We start from the raw sequence: 19,876 nt of genomic DNA, 5'->3' as shown, positions 1-19,876 counted from the left end.
AAATTAAATGAGACTGATCTGGCCAAAATTTCGTTAGTATTAGTAGAAGGTCGTTACCGCCCCCCCAACCGGTCTAGTCGGATAACGGGTACGAGCCAGTGAGTTAGCATGGAAAACTAATGAAGTCCCTCAACGACAACTATTGGTCTCATATCGGTTATGATGGGGACGGTAATAAGGTTGGTTTGTCAATTTTGGCTAACAAATCCAGAAAAGTGTGAGAGGACGTTAGAAAAGGTAAGTACTTAGCCAAAAAGTGGGATTACCGGGATGTAACCGAACCGGTATGCTATACATGTAAGCGGTTACAGATTAAGCACTCAAATCTATGGGGGAGGGTTTCATCATGAGTAAAGGACAATTATGGAAACAGCGATTCTTCTATGGTGCAACTGATATGGCGGGGAACCTGATTTGGCAAATTGTTGGGCTTTACCTGCTGTTCTACTACACCACAGTGGTTGGTATTTCACCAGCGTTTGTGGGGACGTTATTCTTTGTCGTTCGGATCATTGATGCCTTTGATGGTGTTGTGTATGGATTTTTAATTGACCACACGCATTCTAAGTACGGGAAGGCACGGCCATACTTCTTATGGTTCGGGATTCCATTAGGGATCTTGACCATGCTGCTGTTCTTCAACCCGTCATTTGGAGGCAATCGGGCCTTTCAGTTAGCCTGGATTTCCCTGGTTTACACGCTGTTTAGCTTAGTCTATTCCGGGGCGAACACGCCAATCACGGCGATCCTGCCTAGCTTGACTAAGGACCCCGACGAACGGACGAACTTAGCCAGTGCCCGGATGGTGATGACCAACATTGGGACGGCCGTTATTGGGGCAATTTCCTTACCAATGGTTGCCAAATTAGGGGGTAAGAACGCAGAAAAAGGCTGGATGATTTGGGGGATTTTCATTGGTTTCGCTATTATCGTCCTCTTCCTCAGCTCATTTGCGAACTTACGTGAAAAAGACGACATCGTAGACGAGGATGCAGATGCACCAGAAATTAAGGGACACCTATCCGTTAAGGAATCACTGAAGGGTGCCGTAAAGAACAAGCCGTGGGTGGCTTTGAGTATCAGTTTCATCCTGTTACAGACTTTCTGGGTTATTCGGATGCAAACGGCCGTCTACTACCTGACTTACGTTTACCGGCGCGCAGATTTAGTTGGGGCGTTTAACGGTTTGGTGATTGTGGCGGTTGCCGGGAACTTATCCGTTCCATTCTTAAGCAAGATTATGAAGCACCGGAACGTGATGATTCTCTCAATGGTTACGTTTGGGATTGGTGAAATCATCATGTCCTTCAAGAGTATTCCGTTACTCTTTGCCGGGAATGTTATCGCATTAGTTGCCATGGGGGCGGCCTTCTCCATCGCCTTCGTCATGATTGCCGATACGGTTGAATACTCACGTTCCGAGCTTCATATCGATGAACCCGGGATCTTATCTTCAGTGCCAATGGTTGGTGCAAAGTTGGGGATGGGCTTCGGTGGCTTAGTCTCAGGTTGGTTACTTTCCTGGGGTGGATTCCAAGCCACAGCCAAGATTCAGGGGGCCAAAGCCCTGACGGCTATCAGCACCAGCTTTGTCTGGTTACCGATTATTCTCGCATTGCTGATTGTGGGGATTCTGTACCTCTTCTACAAATTGGATGAAGACGAAATTACGTCCGCTAAGGCAGCTAAGGAGTCTTCAAAAAAATTAGATAATGAAAATGTTTAAATTTACTTGCGGGGGATCGGATTATCCGGTGACCGTAACCTTCTACCAACCGGCCGCCATTGCTGACTTCAAGCCACAGCGGCGGCCGTTGGTGGTTCTCCTACCCGGTGGCGGCTATGAATTCTATGCGGACCGGGAAAATGAGATAATGGCCCTGCAATATTTGGCACAGGGGTTCGCGGTAGCCGTTGTGGCGTATCGCTTGCGCCAACAGCCACCGGTTCTGCCGGGTGCGCTGTATCAGTTAGCCGGCGTGATTCAGGAATTTCGCCAACACGCCGCGCGCTATGCGATCAGTCCCGAGCACATTCTCCTGGTTGGTTTCTCAGCCGGTGGCCATCTCGCCGCGCTCTACGCGGACCTATGGCCGCAACTGGCGCGTAACCGGGGCGTGACGGCGGCTACCCTCCGCGTCAGCGCGCTGACCCTGGGCTACCCAGTCATTGGGTTGCGTTTAGGGTGGCCACTGACCACAGCCGCACGGGCAACCATCACTGGCGACTGGCCCGATCACGAGGCCGATCGTTTGGTCACACCGCAGAATCCGCCGACCTTTATTTGGACAACGGCTGACGATGAGCTGGTTCCCGCCGATAATACACGACGCTATGTGACGGCGCTCCAGCAACAGGGAATTTTAAACCAGTCACTGATCTATCCGCACGGCCCGCATGGACTGAGTTTAGCCCGCGCCGTGACGGCATTTCCACAGAGCTTTGACCCGACTGATCCGGCCTTTGGGGAGCGATTTATCCGACCGGATGTTGCGGGATGGTTTGACCGTCAGCTGCAATGGCTCGACGGGGTATGGCAGCTTAATCGCTTTTGGCGACAACAGTAGTTTAACGAGAGGGGTAATTAAAATGCTGAATGATACGACAACGAAGCAGTCCTTGGGGTATTCGGACGAGCTAAAACGCTTAGCACAAATGAAACCAACGGAAACGGTTGACGGCGTCACCAAGTGGATCAAGGAACGGGACCCGGCCCACACTTATGAACCGTTAGTTTGGGAGACCGTGGCCGAGATTGAAGAAGATCCCCAGTTACCGACCGATCTGTTTAGTCTTCGACAGGGAACCGAGACCTCGGGGCAAAAGGACTTGACGACGGTTGATATGAAGATTGAGATGCAGCAGATTGTTGCCATGAATCGACGGGTGCGGGTGATTCGGATTGCGCGGATGGATCACCTAACCGCGGATAAAGCCTTGATTTATTTCCATGGGGGCGCTTATTATGGCGGAACACCGGAAGATGTCTTGCTGGCCCTGAAGTATGTGGCGGAACAAGCTAATTGCGTGGTCTACAACGTTGACTATGCCTTGGCACCAGAACAACCCTATCCCGCGGGCATTCTAGATGGCTTAGCGGTTGTGGCGGCGATGACGCAAGATTATCATCACATCTCAGTGGGCGGCGATTCTGCCGGTGGTTCCATTGCATTGGGCGTCAGTCAACTGTGTCAATCCATGGGGATTTGCACCATCGACTCACATCTACTGTTCTATCCAACCGTGATTCAGGGGTCTGATTTGGGCGGTCAATTGTGGGATGATAATAGTATTGACATTGTCCCAGAACAGCGGGATGCTCTACACAGAAGCTACCAGTTGTTTGAGCAGCTCGATGAGATCATGAGCGGTTACTACGTGGCGGATCAACCCGTTGATTTGACGGCACCGTTATTATCACCGCTGCTGGCAGATCCGCAGACGTTTAAGAAGACGACGCTGTTGGTTGGGGAGTACGATCCCTTCCGGCTGCAAGGTGAGGCCTTTATCGATCAGGCGGGTCGCGCAAATGGGGATGCCAATTACATTCGCTATGGTGGGATCAGCCACGCCTTCCTGAACTTTACCGGGAACGTGCCAGCCGTGCAAGATGCTCTGCGTTCGGCAGCAAAATTGATTTGAGTCTAAACATTAATGGGGGAGATTATTGTGACTTTACGCGACTATCATTTAACTTTACGCGATGTTTCGGATGAACAACCGGAATACTTGGAAACGGTGTTCTCACTAGGCAATGGGCACTTCGGCGTGCGGGCAAATGACCCCATCAGCGGCAACCCCATTACGGGGACACTGATTAACGGCTTCTATGAAACCGCCCCCATTACCTATGGCGAAGCGGGGATCGGTTACGCACAGAAGCACCAGACCATTCTGAATTTACCAGATCTACGTCACGTCCACGTTTCAACCAGTAATGGTCACCAGTTCACACACAGTAAGCGGACGGCCGTCGATCTCGATCTTGGCAGTGGAACCCTGAAGGAAAAGTACGTCATTAGTACGGATCAGGGAGAAACGGTGACGATGGCGGTGACGTCCGTCATGGGTCAGGGACAGACTAGCCTTTGGGGGATTAGCTATACCTTTACCGCCGCTAACTATGCGAAGGGGTTGCTGGTAAGTAAGTCTATCGCCGTTCCCGCGGAAGCTGAGGCCATTCCTTCGGCCGATCCACGCAAGACGCGGATGGCGGGACTGCCCATCTGTGAAACGGAATTTGTGACGCAGGACCTGCAACGGTATCACGTGAAGACCCGGGTGACGAAGCAGGCCGTAACCATGTATTTAGGAATCCTGGTGGCGCATGGCCAACTGCTACAACAACCAGTGGATCTGAGCGATGAGCAAGCCCATACGCTGGATTATGAAGCGTACGTGGGTGAGGTCGGCAAGCACAATACGATTGATCCGGCTGCCATGTTTATGGCAAGCTCCATTGCGGCCTTGGTGGATGACAGTCGCGACTTTTGGCAAGGGGTTTGGAATCGCAGTGAAGTCAGCGTCGATGGCAATGATGACCTAGACCTGGCCATTCACTACAACATCTTCCAGCTGAATCAGGCGGCGGGGCGTGATGGACGCACCAACATCGCAGCGAAGGGCCTCAGTGGGTCTGGCTACGAAGGGCACTACTTCTGGGATACCGAAATGTATATGCTGCCATACTTCACGTATACCAATCAACAGATGGCCCGGCAGTTATTACTGTACCGCTATCAAACGTTGCCCAAGGCACGGGAACGGGCGCGGGCACTGGGCGTTGATCAAGGCGCGCTGTTTGCTTGGCGGACGATCAACGGTGAAGAAGCCTCGGCCTATTTCCCAGCCGGTACGGCACAATATCACATTGACGCGGACATTGCTTACGCGGTCGGCAAGTACTTCGAGATTACCCGCGACTTGGACTTTATTATTCAATGTGGATTTGAGATGGTGCTGGAGACGGCGCGTTTCTGGGAGAACTTTGGGTCCTGGCGGCAGGTCGGCACCGACTGCCGGTTCGAATTTCACACGGTTACGGGACCTGATGAATACACGGCATTGGTCAACAATAATTACTACACCAATCGGTTAGCCAAGCATAACTTTGGCTTAGTGGTGGAACTGGCCCATCAGATGATGAAGCGTTCACCACAACTCCTGTCGAAGTTCGGCTTGAGTGAGTCTGATTTGGATGTTTACCAGAATCTGGCGGATCACGTGTACCTGCCATATAGCAATGAATTGGAAATCAACGAACAGGACGATAGCTTCCTGGATAAGCCGCGCTGGCCAGCGGAAAAGTCGACCCCGGAGAACTTCCCGCTGCTGCTGCACTACCACCCCTTAACGATCTACCGTTATCAGGTGGCCAAGCAGGCCGACACGCTGTTGGCGGACTACCTCTTCCCAGAGGATCTGTCGGTGGATCAGTTGAAGCGCGAGTATCGCTACTATGAAGGTGTGACGACCCATGACTCTTCCCTGTCGCGGTCAATCTTTAGCATTCTAGCAGCTCGGATGGGTGATCCGGAGAAGGCCTACCGCTACTTCATGGATACGGCGCGGATGGACCTGGTCGACTTGCAGAAGAATACGGCCGATGGACTCCATTTGGCAAACCTCGGGGGCAGTTGGTTGGCATTGGTCGCTGGCTTCTCGGGCTTCTACGTCCAGGATGAGGTGGTTCACTTTGCCAATCACTTGCCAGCAGAGCTGGACCGCTTGACGTACCGGATGAAGATTGCGGAGAGTGTCCTGGAAATTGACCTGACGGCGGACAATTTGGACGTGACCGTCATCAGTGGTCCCATTCCAACGTACGGCGTCAGTGTGAACGGTGAATTGATTTCTTTAGTGAAGGTTAGCTAGTTGGGGGATTTGAGACTAGCTAGGTTATAGAAGAAAATACGCATCACAATCATTGGTGGATTGTGATGCGTATTTTTGTTTGACGGTGACTAACTAGTATAAGAGGGTGACCTTGGGAAAACGGGGCTGTACTTCTGCCTCAGCACGAGCCTATACTAAGCCTAACTACCATTCAGGAGGCTTTTTTTAACATGACAATCACCATTAATTCAGCACAACCTCAGGACCTAACCGCGATCATGACCATCGAAAATGCTGGCTTTTCAGCAGATGAAGCCGCCACCGATGCCAGCATGGCGGAGCGTATTCGGCAGATTCCGGACACCTTTCTAGTGGCCAAGCAGGGAGCGACCGTGGTCGGGTACATTGTCGGACCCGCCTTTGACCAGCGTTACCTGACCGATGCGCTGTTTGAAAAGACGACGCCTAATACGGCAGGCGATGCCTATCAGACGGTACTTAGTCTAGCGGTCAGTCCCGATCATCGCGGGGCCGGCATCGCGGGAAAACTGCTGACGGCCCTGGCGCAGGTGGCTCAAATGCAACAGCGGCAAGCCATCACGTTGACGTGTTTGAAACGGCTCGTGCCTTTCTATGAAAGTCACGGGTACATTAACGAAGGCGTCTCGGCCTCCGCGCATGCCGGTGAGACCTGGTACAACCTGGTCTTGCCACTAACTGATGATCTTCAATCCCATGACGGCAACTAGAATAACGCCCACCCACAGCAGTTTGCGCCAATTTTTGGATTCGCCGAAGAAGAGCATTCCCGTGAGCACGCCACCGGCGGCACCGATCCCGGTCCACACGGCATAGGCGGTGCCCATGGGCAGTGTCTGCAGGGCGAGGTCGAGGAAGCCAAAGCTCAGTCCGTACCCGACGATCATTGCAGTCCACAAGGGCCAGGTCCGGCGGTGAATCGCCCAGTTCATAAAAGTCACGCCGAGCATCTCACAGAGACCGGCAATGATGAGATAAAGCCAAGCCATTTTAGTTGCCCTCCTTCGTGGTGACGGTCTGCAGGCCGCCAATGCCGATGAGCAGAAGGCCAATCAGGGCGACCTTAGCGAGACTGACGGGTTCGCCAAATGCCAGAATGCCCACCACAGTCGTTCCGAGGGTGCCGAGCCCCACGAAGACGGCGTAGGCCGTTCCGGCCGGCAGGACTTCCCCCGCCTTGATCAAGAAATAAAAGCTCAGATAGACGGCGAGGGCGGTCAGCCCCCATTCCCAAATGGTCGAGGCGTGCTTAAAACCGACCACCCAGCCAACTTCAAAAAAAGCGCCATAAACCACGCGTAACCAGTGTTTTAACATCATTAATTCCTCCTATAAGTGCCAAAAAAAGCCTGAGAAATGTTGTCGTCATGACAACATCTCCCAGGCTTTTTTCCTTCCGTGTCTACGGGTCCACCCGTAGGTTCCCTCTCGGACCAGCCCTGTCGAAACAGCGGAACCCTAGAGAACAGAATATGCGATTGATTCGGTAGTGCTAGCTTAGCACGGATTGGAAAAAGTGGCAACTCCTCGTTTGAAAAAAATAGGTAAAAGGTTTCACACAAGGCAATAAATACGCCCATAAGTGACCTATTTCACTAAAAAACGGAATCGATTGCATTTCATTTATACCTTGATTTAGCGGCCTTTTCTGAAAATGACCACGCTAAAAAAGCCCTTAAAATCAAGGATTGCGATGCTATACTGAAACCGATTTAAAAATGACTGTACGGGTCATTCATCACCTAGTCATAACGCGCCGTGGGTCACGACCCCACGGTCACACATGGAGGTAGCAACTATGCAACTCGGAAGTATTGAAGCTGGTGGAACTAAGTTTGTTTGTGCAATCGGTAACGAAGATTATCGAACGGATAATCGGGTTATCATTCCGACTACCACACCAGAAGAAACGTTAAGTCAATGTATTGCTTACTTTAAACAGTATCCAGATTTGAAAGCCATTGGGATCTCCTCATTTGGGCCGATCGAACTCCGGCGAAACGCGCCCAAGTACGGATACGTGACGGACACGCCCAAGCCACACTGGTCCAATACCGATTTTCTGGGCCGGCTGAAGCAGGAGCTAGACGTGCCCATGGCCTGGACGACCGACGTGAATGGCTCGGCCTACGGGGAATACGTGGTGTCCACGTTGTTCAATGAAAAAATCAACTCGCTGGTTTACTTCACAATTGGCACTGGAGTGGGGGCTGGCGCCATCGTGGATGGTAAATTTGTCGGCACCATGGGCCACCCCGAGATGGGCCACGTCCGGTTGAAGCGGCATCCCGATGACCTGGACTTCAAGGGCATCTGTCCCTTCCACGGCGATTGTTTAGAAGGGCTTGTCAGTGGTCCCACGTTTGAGGCACGTCTGGGCAAACACGGTCATGAAGTGCCGATGACGGATCATGTCTGGGACATCATGGCGTATTACGTGGCTCAGGCCGCGCTTCAGGAAACGCTGATGTTGCGTCCCGATAAGATCGTCTTCGGTGGCGGGGTCGTCAGTGAGGCCTTCCTGGTCAAGGTCCGTGCCGAGTTTGCCAAGCTGCTCAATGGTTACGTTGACGTCGGCAATATTGAAGATTACATCGTCATGCCTTCAGTCAAAGAGAATGGGTCAGCAACTCTAGGTGATTTTGCCTTAGCACTCAAAGAATATAACAAGTAAGAGAGGGAGAAACAACTTATGAAAGCTTTAGTCTTAACCGGTACCAAGAAGATGGAAATTCAAGATTTACCAACCCCAGAGGTTAAACCCGATGAGGTCCTAGTCAACACGGCCTACGCGGGTATCTGTGGGACCGACCGGGCGCTGTATGCCGGCCTACCCGGTTCAGCCGATGCCGTGCCACCCATTGTCTTAGGTCATGAAAACTCCGGGACCGTGGCTGCCATTGGCCGTAACGTGACAAACGTCAAGGTGGGCGATCACGTGACGGTTGACCCTAACATTTACTGTGGCGAATGTGACTACTGCCGGACGGATCGGCCAGAATTGTGTGATAACCTGTCCGCCGTTGGGGTGACGCGTGACGGGGGCTTGGAACAGAGCTTCACGGCACCCGCATCCGTGGTTTATCCACTGCCAGACAACGTCTCACTAAAGGCCGCTGCGACGACCGAACCCATCTCCTGCGCCGTCCACGGGGTAAAATTATTGGACCTGACGCCCTATCAAAAAGCGCTGGTCATCGGTGATGGCTTCATGGGCCAAATCTTCGTGCAGTTACTACAGGCTTATGGGGTTCACCAAGTGGATCTCGCCGGTCTGAACGATAAGAAGTTAGCGTTCAACAAGGAAAAATTTGGCGTGACGAACACCTATAACACGAAGCGGGAAAGCATTCCTGCCGACTACGACGTTGTGATTGAAGCTGTTGGGTTACCACAAACGCAGGAACAGGCCGTTGAAGCCACCAAGAAGGGGGCTCAGGTCTTGATGTTTGGTGTGGGTAAGCCAGATCAAACCTTCTCCATGAACACCTACGAAGTTTACCAAAAGCAATTGAAGATCCAAGGGGCCTTCATCAACCCCTACGCCTTTGAAGACGCCATTGCCTTGTTGGCTAGTGGTCAATTGGATGTCGAATCCCTGATCAGCCATGAGGTCAGTTTGGAACAAGTTGAAGATGTCTTGAACGGTAAAGTTGAAGGCGTCAGCAAGGCTGTTGTTAAAGTCAGCGACTAGTAAAGGTAAGGGATTATTGTGAAAGTTGAAGCAGCAACTGTTAACGAAGGGGCTGAGTCCATGGAACTTGAAAGTGGTCGGACGATCTCGATGTCTAAATCGATTGCCTACTTTGCCTTATCATTGGTGATCAACTCAGCCGGCAACGTGCTCACGTTGGTTACCAGTGCCAAGATTCACCCGTCCTTTCTGGGGGCGGCCTACTGGTCAGCGGCCGAAGCCAATTTGGGGACGGCGTTTCACTGGAACCTGTTCTGGGCCTTTCTGGTCATGGGGTTCTTGACGGCGGTGTTGAATGCCGTGTTGATTCACCATTGGGATTGGAGACGGATTGCCGGAAATATGATCTTTATGGTGCCGTTTTCCGCGCTGATTCAGGTGTTTGAAGACTTCTTTGATGGTAAGTATCCCGCCCTATTTGGCGGCCTACCGGAGGCGCACAGTATGGGGATGATCATTCTCTATATTGGGCTGAACTTCTTGGGCGTGGCGTTCATTGCCACAGCAATTTCCATCTATCAGCGGGTCAATTTAGTCCTACATCCCGCCGATGACTTGATGCAGATTCTCCGGTTCCGGTACTTTAAGGGGAATGCGGCCAAAGCGATGTGGGCATCCTACATTCCACCAACCATCATGGCGATCATAGCGATTGTAATCACCCAAACGTTTGCTAACTTTGGTCTGGGCACCATCTTTGCCTTCCTCGCACAGGGGGGCATTACGGGGATTGCCGATAAGACGATCTTCCCCAAACTGAAGCACCAGGCAGTCGATGTCGGGAAATAGACCGACGCGTAGAAAAGGAGCGAGATAAAAGATGGCAGTACAAGATTTTGTGACGGGCATTCAGCACGTCGGGATTCCTTCAAGTGACTTGGACCAAACGATCGCGTTTTACGAATCAATTGGTTTTGAACGGGCCGGGTTATTTCCCAATGGGGATAATCGGTGTGCCTTCATGCGGTTAGGCAACCTGACCATTGAGACCTGGGAAGGTGATCCCACCAATCCAACGGCGGGCGCAATTAACCACATTTCCTTGAATACGACGGATATTGACCATGCCTTTGCGGCCGCTAAGAAGCAGGGCCTGAACCTGGTCAACGATGAAATTCAGTCGATTCCGACGTTCTGGCGTAAGGGGATTCGGTTCTTTAACATTTTGGGACCTAACCACGAAACCATTGAGTTTTGCCAAATTCTGGACTAGTTCATTCGTCTTAGCGTGTTAAAAATAAGGGAGAAAGGATCCGTGTCGACAGCGACACGGATCCTTTTGTATATAGAGGTTATTACACAAGAAAACGCTTACAACGAAATATTTGCGACTGCAAACCTCTTGTAAAATTGTGCTTATAATAACGCCTTGAAATAAATGTGGGGTTGAAGTACGAAAAATGTAATCGATTACATTTTGACTGTCACGAGCTTAATTACAGTTTTCTGAAAAAAGATGGGGGCTGACGAACCGTATTTGAGGGGATTTCGATGTTATACTGAAAGCGCTTTAAAGGTTAGCCGGCTAGTCATTCACAAAAGAAATTAGGGGTCGTGGAGCCAAGGCCCCACGATGTTTGGAGGTAGTAATGATGCAACTCGGCAGTATTGAAGCCGGGGGAACGAAATTCGTTTGTGCGATCGGAAATGAGGACTATCGCGTCCAGGATAAGATTCGCATTCCAACGACCACCCCGGAAGAAACGTTAAGTAAAACCATCGCTTATTTCAAAAAATTTCCAGACGTGAAAGCCATTGCGATTTCGTCGTTTGGTCCCATCGAACTGCGGCACAACTCACCGAAGTACGGCTATATTACAGATACGCCGAAGAAGGGCTGGGCCAACACGGACTTTGTGGGGAGGCTCAAGCAGGATTTGGACGTGCCGATGTATTGGACGACTGATGTGAACGGGTCGGCCTACGGGGAATACGTGATGTCCACGCTCTTTAATGAAAAAATCAACTCGCTCGTCTACTTCACAATTGGCACTGGCGTGGGCGCTGGCGCAATCGTTGATGGTAAATTCATCGGGTCAATGGGCCACCCCGAAGTGGGCCACGTCCGGTTGAAGCGCCACCCCGATGATTTGGACTTTCCAGGGATCTGCCCCTTCCATGGCGATTGTCTGGAAGGCCTCGTCAGCGGACCGACGTTTGATGCGCGGCTGGGGAAGCCCGGTAAGGATGTGCCACTAACGGATCACGTCTGGGATATTATGGCGTATTACGTGGCCCAGGCGGCCCTGCAAGAAACGCTGATGCTGCGCCCCGACAAGATTGTTTTCGGTGGTGGGGTCGTCAGCGAGGGCTTCTTAGTAAAGGTTCGCGCCGAGTTTGCCAAGCTACTCAACAACTACGTCAGTGTCGGTAAGCTTGAAGATTACATCGTGATGCCAGCGGTTAAGAATAATGGCTCGGCCACGATGGGCGATTTTGCACTTGCACTTAAGGAATATAAAAAATAGGAAAGGGAGATTTCAATTATGAAAGCCTTAGTCTTAACTGGAACAAAAAAGATGGAAATTCAGGATTTAGCCAAGCCAGAGGTCAAGCCTAACGAGGTGCTCGTCAACACCGCTTACGCCGGTATCTGTGGGACCGATCGGGCGTTGTACGCCGGACTACCAGGTTCTGCTAACGCTGTGCCACCCATTGTCTTGGGTCATGAAAATTCAGGGATTGTGGCAGAAATCGGTAGCGAGGTAACCAACGTCAAGGTTGGCGATCGGGTCACCGTTGATCCGAATATCTACTGTGGTCAATGCAAGTACTGCCGGACGGATCGGCCAGAACTCTGTGACAACCTGTCTGCCGTTGGGGTTACGCGCAACGGTGGTTTGGAAGAATCCTTTACGGCGCCTTCATCCGTCGTCTACCCGATTCCTGAAAGCGTTTCCTTGAAGGATGCCGCAACGCTGGAACCAATCTCCTGCGCGGTTCACGGTATGAGCCTGATCGACGTTAAGCCTTATCAAAAGGCACTGGTCATTGGTGATGGCTTCATGGGCCAGTTGTTCGTACAGTTACTGCAAGCTTACGGTGTTCACCAAGTCGACTTTGCCGGGATTATTGATGAAAAATTAGCCTTTAACAAGGAAAAGTTTGGCGTCACCAACACGTATAATACCAAGCGTGACAGCATTCCTGCCGACTACGATGTTGTGATTGAAGCCGTTGGGTTACCAGAGACTCAGGAGCAAGCCGTTGAGGCCACCAAGAAGGGTGCCCAAGTCCTGATGTTTGGTGTGGGGAAGCCTAACCAAACCTTCTCAATGAATACGTATGAAGTTTACCAAAAGCAGTTGAAGATTCAAGGCGCCTTCATCAATCCATACGCCTTCGAAGATGCCATTGCCTTATTGGCCAGTGGCGAACTAGACGTTGACTCCTTGATTAGTCATGAAGTTAGTTTGGAACAAGTAGAAGACGTGCTTAACGGTAAAGTTAAGGGTGTCAGCAAGGCGGTCGTCAAAGTCAGCAACCAGTAAAGGTAAGGGGTAATTATGAGAGCTGAAGCAGTGAGTCATTTTAACGGCGGCGTACAGAGCAAAGACCTCGGGAGTGGACGGACGCTATCGATGTCCCAATCGCTGGCCTTCTTCGCCCTATCCATTGTGATCAATTCGGCGGGAAATGTCCTAACGTTGGTCACGAGCGCCAAAATCCGCCCATCATTTTTGGGAGCGGCTTACTGGTCAGCAGCCGAGGCCAACCTCGGTACGGCGCTGCATTGGAATTTATTCTGGGCGTTTCTGATTCTGGGTTTCCTAACGGCGGCCCTCAACGCGGTGTTAATTCACCATTGGGATTGGAAACGGATTGCGGGGAATATGGCGTTCATGGTGCCATTCTCCGCGTTGATCCAAATCTTTGCGGACTTCTTTAACGGTAAATATGCCGTGTTCTCGGGGTTACCCGTTGCCCATAGCACGGGGATGGTGGCACTCTACGTTGCCCTAAACTTTTTGGGGGTCGCCTTGATTGGGATCGCGATTTCCATCTATCAGCGGGTCAATCTCGTGTTGCATCCGGCCGATGATCTCATGCAGATCCTGCGTTTCCGGTACTTTAAGGGGAACGCGGCTAGGGCCATGTGGGCGTCTTACATTCCCCCAACCATCATGGCCATTATCGCCGTGGTGATGACACAGACCTTTGTAAACTTTGGGGTGGGGACGATCTTCGCCTTTCTCGCCCAAGGCGGCATTACAGGGATTGCGGATCACGTGGTCTTCCCGAAGCTCAAACACCAACAGGTGGACGTCGGTAAGTAACGATCGTGGTTAAGACATTAGAAAGGATCACAAGCATGGCAATTAATGATTACATTACGGGAATCCAACACGTTGGGATTCCGGCGATTGATTTAGATAAAACGATGGCCTTTTACCAATCTTTGGGGTTTGAACGGGCTGGTCTGTTCCACAATGGAAAAAATCGGTGTGCCTTCATGCGCCTGGGGAATCTGACCATTGAGACCTGGGAAGGTGATCCCACCAATCCAACGGCGGGGGCCATTAACCACATCTCTCTCAATACGACGGATGTTGATCGGGCGTTTGCCGCGGCCAAGCAACAAGGCTTAACGTTGGTCAACGATGAGATTCAGTCGATTCCCACGTTTTGGCGCAAGGGGATTCGCTTCTTTAACATTCTGGGACCGAATCACGAGACGATTGAATTTTGCCAGATTCTAGATTGATTAAAATATAACAAAAACCTCGTCGGCTGCGACGAGGTTTTTTTGCATCTGGCATCTGATAAGCAAATGCCGACCTTAACCCAGATGAGAAATAGCATGGTCATCGAGACGAGGTGCGTGGCAGATTGTCAGAGCATTAAGGATGTGTGGCGGTTGGTCGTGGGATAATTTGAGCGGCGAGTCGGAACTCTTGAGTCGGTAATTGGCCGTCGTTGATTCGCGCCAAAAGACGTTCAACCGCGATTCGACCGAGTTCAGCGATGGGTTGCTTGGCCGTCACGATCGGCTGTGGTAAGAAATCAAACCAGTCATTGTCGTCAAAGGCCCCCAGCTGGAAATCAGAGAGACTTAGCTCGGGAAGCTTACTGAGAACACCGGTCATGATGGTATTGTCTGCCGCAAAGAGGGCATCGCACTTCTGATTAACCAAGAGCTGTCGAGCCATTTGGGGAACGTTACTACCGTCGACTCGCGCGGTGGCCTCGGTGGCCGGGTCAGTGGGCAGTCCGGCGGCGCGCAACGCCCGATGATACCCCTTCAGCCGTTCCTGAGCAGTGGCTGAAACGGCACTATTAATAATACCGACGCGTCGTGCACCACGATCGATGAGGCAACCGATGATATCCTGGGTTCCCTGAACGTTGTCGACGAGGACCCGGTCATATTGTGAGACCACGTCAGCAGGGGGCATCCGGTCGACAAAAACGGCCGGGGTGTTGCCCAGCATTTTGGGATAGTCGGTGGAGGCACCAGCACTGGTAATGATGAGGCCATCAACCTGTTTTTCAAGCATCAAGTTGATGCCCTTGGCTTCCTTTTGCAGGTGTTCATCAGTATTGACAATCAGGACGTCATAGCCTGCTTGGCTAGCGGCGTCCTCAATAGCGCGACTGAGTTGTGTGAAAAAGCCGTTGAGAATATCGGGAATAATCATGCCTAGGGTGTGACTTTGCTGAACCCGAATGCTTCGGGCAAGGCCGTTGGGCCGGTAGCCGAGGGAATGGGCGATAGCCTGGATTTTTTGTCGCGTGGCGCGCTTAACCTGGGGGCTGTCGTTTAGGGCCCGCGAGACGGTGGCTTCTGAGACACCAGCGCGTTTGGCGACGTCTTTAATGGTGATATTGGCGGACATTAGGGTTCACTTCTTTATGATTAATATTTGTATTATTAATACTTTAGAATTTAATAACTAAGCAAATGCAAGTTGACAATTGTTCTATGACGGAAAATTAAATATTTTATGTTTATCGTAGCGGTTACAATGGGGTGACGTCAACTATTTCCGCGATATCGGTAAAAATTCTCTAAAAAAGGGTTGCATTCCTTGGGGGTTAGATGATAAAATTATTCTCTGTTGGGGTCAGTATTGACCAACTTATTGGGCTATAGCCAAGTGGTAAGGCAACGGGTTTTGATCCCGTGATGCGCTGGTTCGAACCCAGCTAGCCCAATCAGAGGTTTACGTGGTTCCGTCGATTAGTCGACGGAACTTTTTTTATTATCCGGTATCTTGTAAGCGCAATCATCATAGCATAGAATGGAAATTGATCGAAACTAATGATTAGGAGCTGTTTCTCATGAAAAAGATAATTATGGACTGTGACCCCGGGCACGATGACGCCCTGGCCATGATGTTGGCCCTGGCAAGCCCCGAGATCGACCTGTTGGCGGTGACTTCATCCGCAGGGAATCAAACGCCGGAGAAGACCTTAAATAACGCAATGCGCCTATTGACACTGATGCATCACCAGGAAATTCCTGTGGCCGGCGGCAATCGGACGCCATTGATGAAGCCACTGGAAACGGCCGGTAACGTGCACGGTAAGTCTGGGCTGGATGGTGCCGATTTACCCGATCCCGACTTTGCCGTTCAGGACATGACGGCCATCGCGTTGATTGCCAAGACCTTACGGGCAAGCACGGATCCCGTTACGCTTGTCGTAACAGGTCCCATGACCAACATCGCCTTATTCCTGCGGGTTTACCCAGAGCTCAAGCACAAGATCGACCGGATTGTCTTCATGGGTGGCGCCATGGGCTTAGGCAACTGGACGCCTTCCGTCGAGTTCAACATTTACGTTGATCCCGAAGCCGCTAAGATCGTGCTGAATGCGGGGATTCCACTTACCATGGCGCCCCTGAATGTGACGCACAAGGCACAGATCCTCAAGCCAGAAATCGCGGCTATTGGCGAGATCGATAATCCCGTTGCCCATGCCTTCGAAGGCCTCTTGAATTTCTTTGAGGTCTATCATGAGAATCCTAAGTGGGGCTTCAAGGGAGCGCCACTGCATGATCCTTGTACGATTGCTTGGCTCCTGCATCCTGAAATGTTTAAGAGCGAGTTGATGAATGTTGATGTTGAAACGCAAGGTGAATTGGTGCGTGGCGAAACGGTCTGTGATTACTACGAATTGACCGGGAAGCCGAAGAACACCGATGTCTTATTAGATGTTGACCGTCCAGCCTTCATTCAGTTAATCACGGATTCTTTAAAGACGTTTGACTAAAAGGCGGCACGACGTCATGGTAGAATGTCGCGACCAATAGAAAGGTTAAGGCCTATAAAAATGCGATCCCCTTGGGACCGCATTTTTTATGGCGTTATTTATTTAGTCGCGTCAAAGACGTAGGCACTGCTGTAGAAGGGAACCCGGTAGGCACGATAAGCGTAGGCCTTGGATGACGCGTTCTTCATGGTAGCGTTGAAGACCTGCTGGCCACTTTGGGTGACCTCGATAATGTTACTCTGTTGGCCACCGGACTTGTACCCAAAGTCGATAAGGACGTTGCCATTGCTTTCCTTTTCGGCGTAGCCAATCACGCTGGTGAAATTGCTGGCGCCTAGCGACTTTCCATAAGACCAGGTCGACTTGATGGTCATCTTCTTGGCGTCAACGTGGTAAGCCACGGCCTGCGAATACTTGCCGGAGGTGCGCTTATTGCCGTTCGTGACGTCAATGTTGTTGTCATATAGTATGAAGTTTTCGCTGTTGGCCGAGTTATTGCCGCCGTTGTTCAACAGGTAGAGACCGTGCTGCCCACCAGTTGTGATGGTGCCCTTAGTGGGGGTCAAAACGTATTTTTGATAAGCCTTAGGCCAACTAGACTTCTTTTTACCACTGTAGAGCCATTTGATATGCCCCATCTTGTAATCCAGCTTCATGATGAGGTCTTGATTTCGACTGGAGAGGACGATCGACTGGTCATTCTTATCGTAGTCGACGGCATTGTTGTGCAGCCAGTCAATCTTGCCATCGGTACCTTTCTTGTACTTGGCCCACATGGACTTGGGCAGGATCTTCTTGAGGTCGATCACCTTGACGATTTTACCCGTCTTATGGGAAACCTCAATCAACGTGTCTTCCTTGTATTTTGAACCGTCTGACACGGTTGCGAGGAAGTTGTGATTGGGTAGCTCGACCAGGTCGTGATGGATGACGGTGGTTTCGACACCGCCATCGGTGCTGCTGGTCTTATTGGCAAAACCATATTCTCGATAAACGCGGCCCAGATAATCCGTTTCAATGAGGTCATTGTAGACGTCGGAACTCTGGTTCTTCTTGGAAAGAATCATGATGTGCCCATTGGACCACTGTTCGATGGTGTGCTGTGAATAGTTGGTATCATACCACCGCACGGCACCGTCAGCGTCAATGGCAAACGGCTGTTTCGTGGTCCGGTTGATGACGGTTAATTGATTCTTACCGATACTCATCTTAGACTTATTCACGTTCTTAGTCGTGATCGTGGCGTTTTTGATGTATTTCGGCAAGGCACCGGTCTGCATTTTCAACGTCTTGGTCTGGGTCTGCCCATTCTTAGTCGTGGCAGTAATCTTGACGGTGTTATTGGTGTCAGCGTACAGGCCGACGATGGGAACCTGATGACTCTTGGTGTAGCCGCCCTTGACCGTGTTGGTGATGGACGTCTTATCCGTTTTTCCAACCACGGTGTAGGTAATCTTTTCGGCGGTGCTGGATTTGAAGGTCACCAGAGCGGAAAGCGGGGAGGTGCCATAGGGGTTGACCTTAACGTAGGGGTGAGTCAACGTGTAAGTGTCACTTTCGGCGGCAGCCTTGTATTTAGCGGTTGCCGCTTTCTGGGTGTCTTGACGGGTCGTGATCAGCTTGGTGTCCAGGTTCTTCTTGATCTGGGCATCGGTTAAGGCCACCTTGTTCGCCTTGATCGGGTAGCTTGAACTACTAGCCAGGTGCAGGGAACAACCGGCTAAGCCGAGGGTTAACAGGGTTAGAATAGTGACGGCGAGTACAGCCAGTCGAGGGCGTTTAATGTGCAAATGCAACATCTCCTTCAGTCTAATATGCCAAAAAGGGGCCACTAACCCTAAAGTTAGCACCCCTATATGTAACACCTCCAATATAGCACTGCTATAAAACAATCATGTTACGGAGGCATGATACTTTGGGGAAGAAAGTGTGATCATCTTGTAATGGCGTGCTTGGGTTTATACGTGGCGATTTTTAGGACACAGAAGGACGGATGGACGTACTATACGGTATAATTGGAACAAATAACCCGGGAAATATCGACGGCTAGGCGGTTTCCTTTTAACTTTGACGGAAACAGTAAGAACCGCGTCATGGCAGTGTTAAGCCGTCTTATTTCCCAGGGAATAATCAGAAATTATCCCAAAATTAAATTAGCACTTGCTCGTGACGTTGCGTCATCGGGTATAACCAGAGTAGGAGGTGAATTCCATGTCAAAACTAACCACGGGAGAACTGGCAAAGCAAGCGCACGTCTCCGTGCGGACACTACAGTATTATGACAAGCGGGGGTTATTACGACCAACCGAAGTCAGCGAAGGTGGCCGTCGGTTGTATACCGTTGCGGATCTGCAACGGCTGAAACTCATCCTGCTTTTAAAGGGGATGGATCTGTCGCTGGCTGCGATTCAGGAAATCTTGGACAGCGCCCAATCCACGCGAGTCTTGGCCTTGTTACTTGATCAGCAAGAACAACGGTTACGAGCGGAACAGGTGGCCAATGCCGCTAAGTTAAAGACAGTGGTGCAGGTACGTGACAGTCTCGCCGATTTTGCGACAGTCCCCATTCAATCTATCGAAGACATGGAACGGATTATGGACAACAAAAAAGGATTACGGCGGATTCATGTGAACATGGTGGTCTGGGGACTACTGATGGATGTCATTGAGTTGGTTGCCCTGATTTACAGTATTGTTGTGGGTAACTGGTGGGTTTTCGGGGCGGCGATGGTGGTCGCAATCATCTTTGCTGCGGTGACGGTCAGACATTATTTCAAGGCGGTGGATTACATCTGTCCGGCTTGCTCTAGCCAGTTTCGGCCCAGCTTCAAGCAGGCCTTCTGGGCCGGCCACACCCCCAAGACGCGTAAGTTGACCTGTCCCGTGTGTGGTCAGACAAACTATTGTGTCGAGGTTTTGGGAAAGACAGCGCCACAGGATTAGGCATCCTACTTATACTAACGAAAAAATGGCCGTTTCAGTCTCATCTTTTTGGTGGCTTCGATCAAAAGAGAACTTGAGATAGAGATCATGCGACGAAAAGTGGCGATTGCCTATACTATTGAAAGAAACTAAAAAACAGGTTCATTCAGT

General features: G+C 50.9%; 19 protein-coding genes, 1 tRNA gene and 1 riboswitch. Of the genes, 16 read left to right on the top strand and 4 right to left on the bottom strand.

The features are described from left to right. The first annotated feature begins 346 nt into the window (after positions 1–346). From FD28_RS09315 to FD28_RS09295, 5 genes are all read left to right on the top strand, one after another. Positions 347–1,726, top strand: coding sequence for an MFS transporter (locus FD28_RS09315; protein WP_057734772.1), 1,380 nt, complete (start codon positions 347–349; stop codon positions 1,724–1,726). Next, positions 1,719–2,567, top strand: coding sequence for an alpha/beta hydrolase (locus FD28_RS09310; protein ID WP_057734771.1), 849 nt, complete (start codon positions 1,719–1,721; stop codon positions 2,565–2,567). The genes FD28_RS09315 and FD28_RS09310 overlap by 8 nt, the downstream gene beginning before the upstream one ends. A gap of 22 nt (positions 2,568–2,589) precedes the next feature. After that, positions 2,590–3,642 carry an alpha/beta hydrolase fold domain-containing protein gene (locus FD28_RS09305; RefSeq protein ID WP_057734770.1) on the top strand — a complete coding sequence of 351 codons (1,053 nt, stop codon included), beginning with the start codon at positions 2,590–2,592 and terminating at the stop codon, positions 3,640–3,642. Positions 3,643–3,669: 27 nt separating this feature from the next. Next, positions 3,670–5,874: a glycoside hydrolase family 65 protein gene (locus FD28_RS09300; RefSeq protein WP_057734769.1), complete on the top strand. Its 2,205-nt coding sequence runs from the start codon at positions 3,670–3,672 to the stop codon at positions 5,872–5,874. A gap of 191 nt (positions 5,875–6,065) precedes the next feature. Then, entirely contained in the window at positions 6,066–6,584 is a 519-nt protein-coding gene (locus FD28_RS09295) for a GNAT family N-acetyltransferase (RefSeq protein WP_057734768.1), read from the top strand. On the opposite strand, the gene FD28_RS09290 is transcribed toward FD28_RS09295, so the two are convergent. Further along, a complete protein-coding gene (locus tag FD28_RS09290) occupies positions 6,549–6,863 on the bottom strand; it encodes a DMT family transporter (RefSeq protein ID WP_057734767.1) in 315 nt (104 codons plus the stop codon). The two genes, FD28_RS09295 and FD28_RS09290, sit on opposite strands and share 36 nt — an antisense overlap. A 1-nt stretch (position 6,864) precedes the next feature. Further along, positions 6,865–7,191, bottom strand: a complete 327-nt coding sequence (locus tag FD28_RS09285) for a DMT family transporter (RefSeq protein WP_057734766.1) — start codon at positions 7,189–7,191, stop codon at positions 6,865–6,867. A 58-nt stretch (positions 7,192–7,249) separates the two neighbouring features. Continuing rightward, positions 7,250–7,347: riboswitch (guanidine-I (ykkC/yxkD leader) on the bottom strand. A gap of 325 nt (positions 7,348–7,672) precedes the next feature. Here FD28_RS09285 and scrK (FD28_RS09280) point away from each other — a divergent pair. The 8 genes from scrK (FD28_RS09280) to FD28_RS09245 all read left to right on the top strand — a co-directional run bounded on the left by scrK (FD28_RS09280) (position 7,673) and on the right by FD28_RS09245 (position 14,273). After that, positions 7,673–8,548 carry a fructokinase ScrK gene (gene scrK / locus FD28_RS09280; protein WP_057734765.1) on the top strand — a complete coding sequence of 292 codons (876 nt, stop codon included), beginning with the start codon at positions 7,673–7,675 and terminating at the stop codon, positions 8,546–8,548. Positions 8,549–8,566: 18 nt separating this feature from the next. Beyond that, positions 8,567–9,568 (top strand): zinc-dependent alcohol dehydrogenase family protein, encoded by a 1,002-nt coding sequence (locus tag FD28_RS09275; protein WP_057734764.1) that lies wholly within the window; start codon positions 8,567–8,569, stop codon positions 9,566–9,568. 60 nt (positions 9,569–9,628) lie between these two features. Next, positions 9,629–10,357, top strand: coding sequence for a DUF6198 family protein (locus FD28_RS09270; protein ID WP_057734763.1), 729 nt, complete (start codon positions 9,629–9,631; stop codon positions 10,355–10,357). Positions 10,358–10,388: 31 nt separating this feature from the next. Further along, positions 10,389–10,781 carry a VOC family protein gene (locus FD28_RS09265; RefSeq protein WP_057734762.1) on the top strand — a complete coding sequence of 131 codons (393 nt, stop codon included), beginning with the start codon at positions 10,389–10,391 and terminating at the stop codon, positions 10,779–10,781. Positions 10,782–11,160: 379 nt separating this feature from the next. Then, on the top strand, positions 11,161–12,036 hold the full coding sequence (gene scrK / locus FD28_RS09260) for a fructokinase ScrK (protein ID WP_057734761.1): 876 nt from the start codon (positions 11,161–11,163) through the stop codon (positions 12,034–12,036). Between the two features lie 18 nt (positions 12,037–12,054). Beyond that, entirely contained in the window at positions 12,055–13,059 is a 1,005-nt protein-coding gene (locus tag FD28_RS09255) for a zinc-dependent alcohol dehydrogenase family protein (protein WP_057734760.1), read from the top strand. 15 nt (positions 13,060–13,074) lie between these two features. Further along, the gene (locus FD28_RS09250) at positions 13,075–13,845 is read left to right on the top strand and encodes a DUF6198 family protein (protein WP_057734759.1); all 771 of its coding nucleotides are present in this window, start codon (positions 13,075–13,077) and stop codon (positions 13,843–13,845) included. Positions 13,846–13,880: 35 nt separating this feature from the next. After that, positions 13,881–14,273, top strand: coding sequence for a VOC family protein (locus FD28_RS09245; protein WP_057734758.1), 393 nt, complete (start codon positions 13,881–13,883; stop codon positions 14,271–14,273). A gap of 136 nt (positions 14,274–14,409) precedes the next feature. Here FD28_RS09245 and FD28_RS09240 read toward each other — a convergent pair whose 3' ends face one another. Beyond that, entirely contained in the window at positions 14,410–15,405 is a 996-nt protein-coding gene (locus tag FD28_RS09240; protein ID WP_057734757.1) for a LacI family DNA-binding transcriptional regulator, read from the bottom strand. A gap of 247 nt (positions 15,406–15,652) precedes the next feature. On the opposite strand from FD28_RS09240, the gene FD28_RS09235 reads away from it, so the two are divergent. Then, positions 15,653–15,724, top strand: a tRNA-Gln gene (locus tag FD28_RS09235). A gap of 126 nt (positions 15,725–15,850) precedes the next feature. Further along, on the top strand, positions 15,851–16,783 hold the full coding sequence (rihA, locus tag FD28_RS09230) for a pyrimidine-specific ribonucleoside hydrolase RihA (RefSeq protein WP_057734756.1): 933 nt from the start codon (positions 15,851–15,853) through the stop codon (positions 16,781–16,783). Between the two features lie 98 nt (positions 16,784–16,881). On the opposite strand, the gene FD28_RS09225 is transcribed toward rihA, so the two are convergent. Further along, positions 16,882–18,582, bottom strand: a complete 1,701-nt coding sequence (locus FD28_RS09225; RefSeq protein WP_157059876.1) for an aryl-sulfate sulfotransferase — start codon at positions 18,580–18,582, stop codon at positions 16,882–16,884. Between the two features lie 412 nt (positions 18,583–18,994). Here FD28_RS09225 and FD28_RS09220 point away from each other — a divergent pair, with 412 nt between their 5' ends. After that, positions 18,995–19,726, top strand: coding sequence for a MerR family transcriptional regulator (locus tag FD28_RS09220; RefSeq protein WP_057734755.1), 732 nt, complete (start codon positions 18,995–18,997; stop codon positions 19,724–19,726). Positions 19,727–19,876 lie beyond the last annotated feature (150 nt).

Source organism: Levilactobacillus hammesii DSM 16381, from assembly GCF_001434395.1.
Classification (GTDB): domain Bacteria; phylum Bacillota; class Bacilli; order Lactobacillales; family Lactobacillaceae; genus Levilactobacillus; species Levilactobacillus hammesii.
This window is presented reverse-complemented; position numbering and strand designations above follow the sequence as displayed.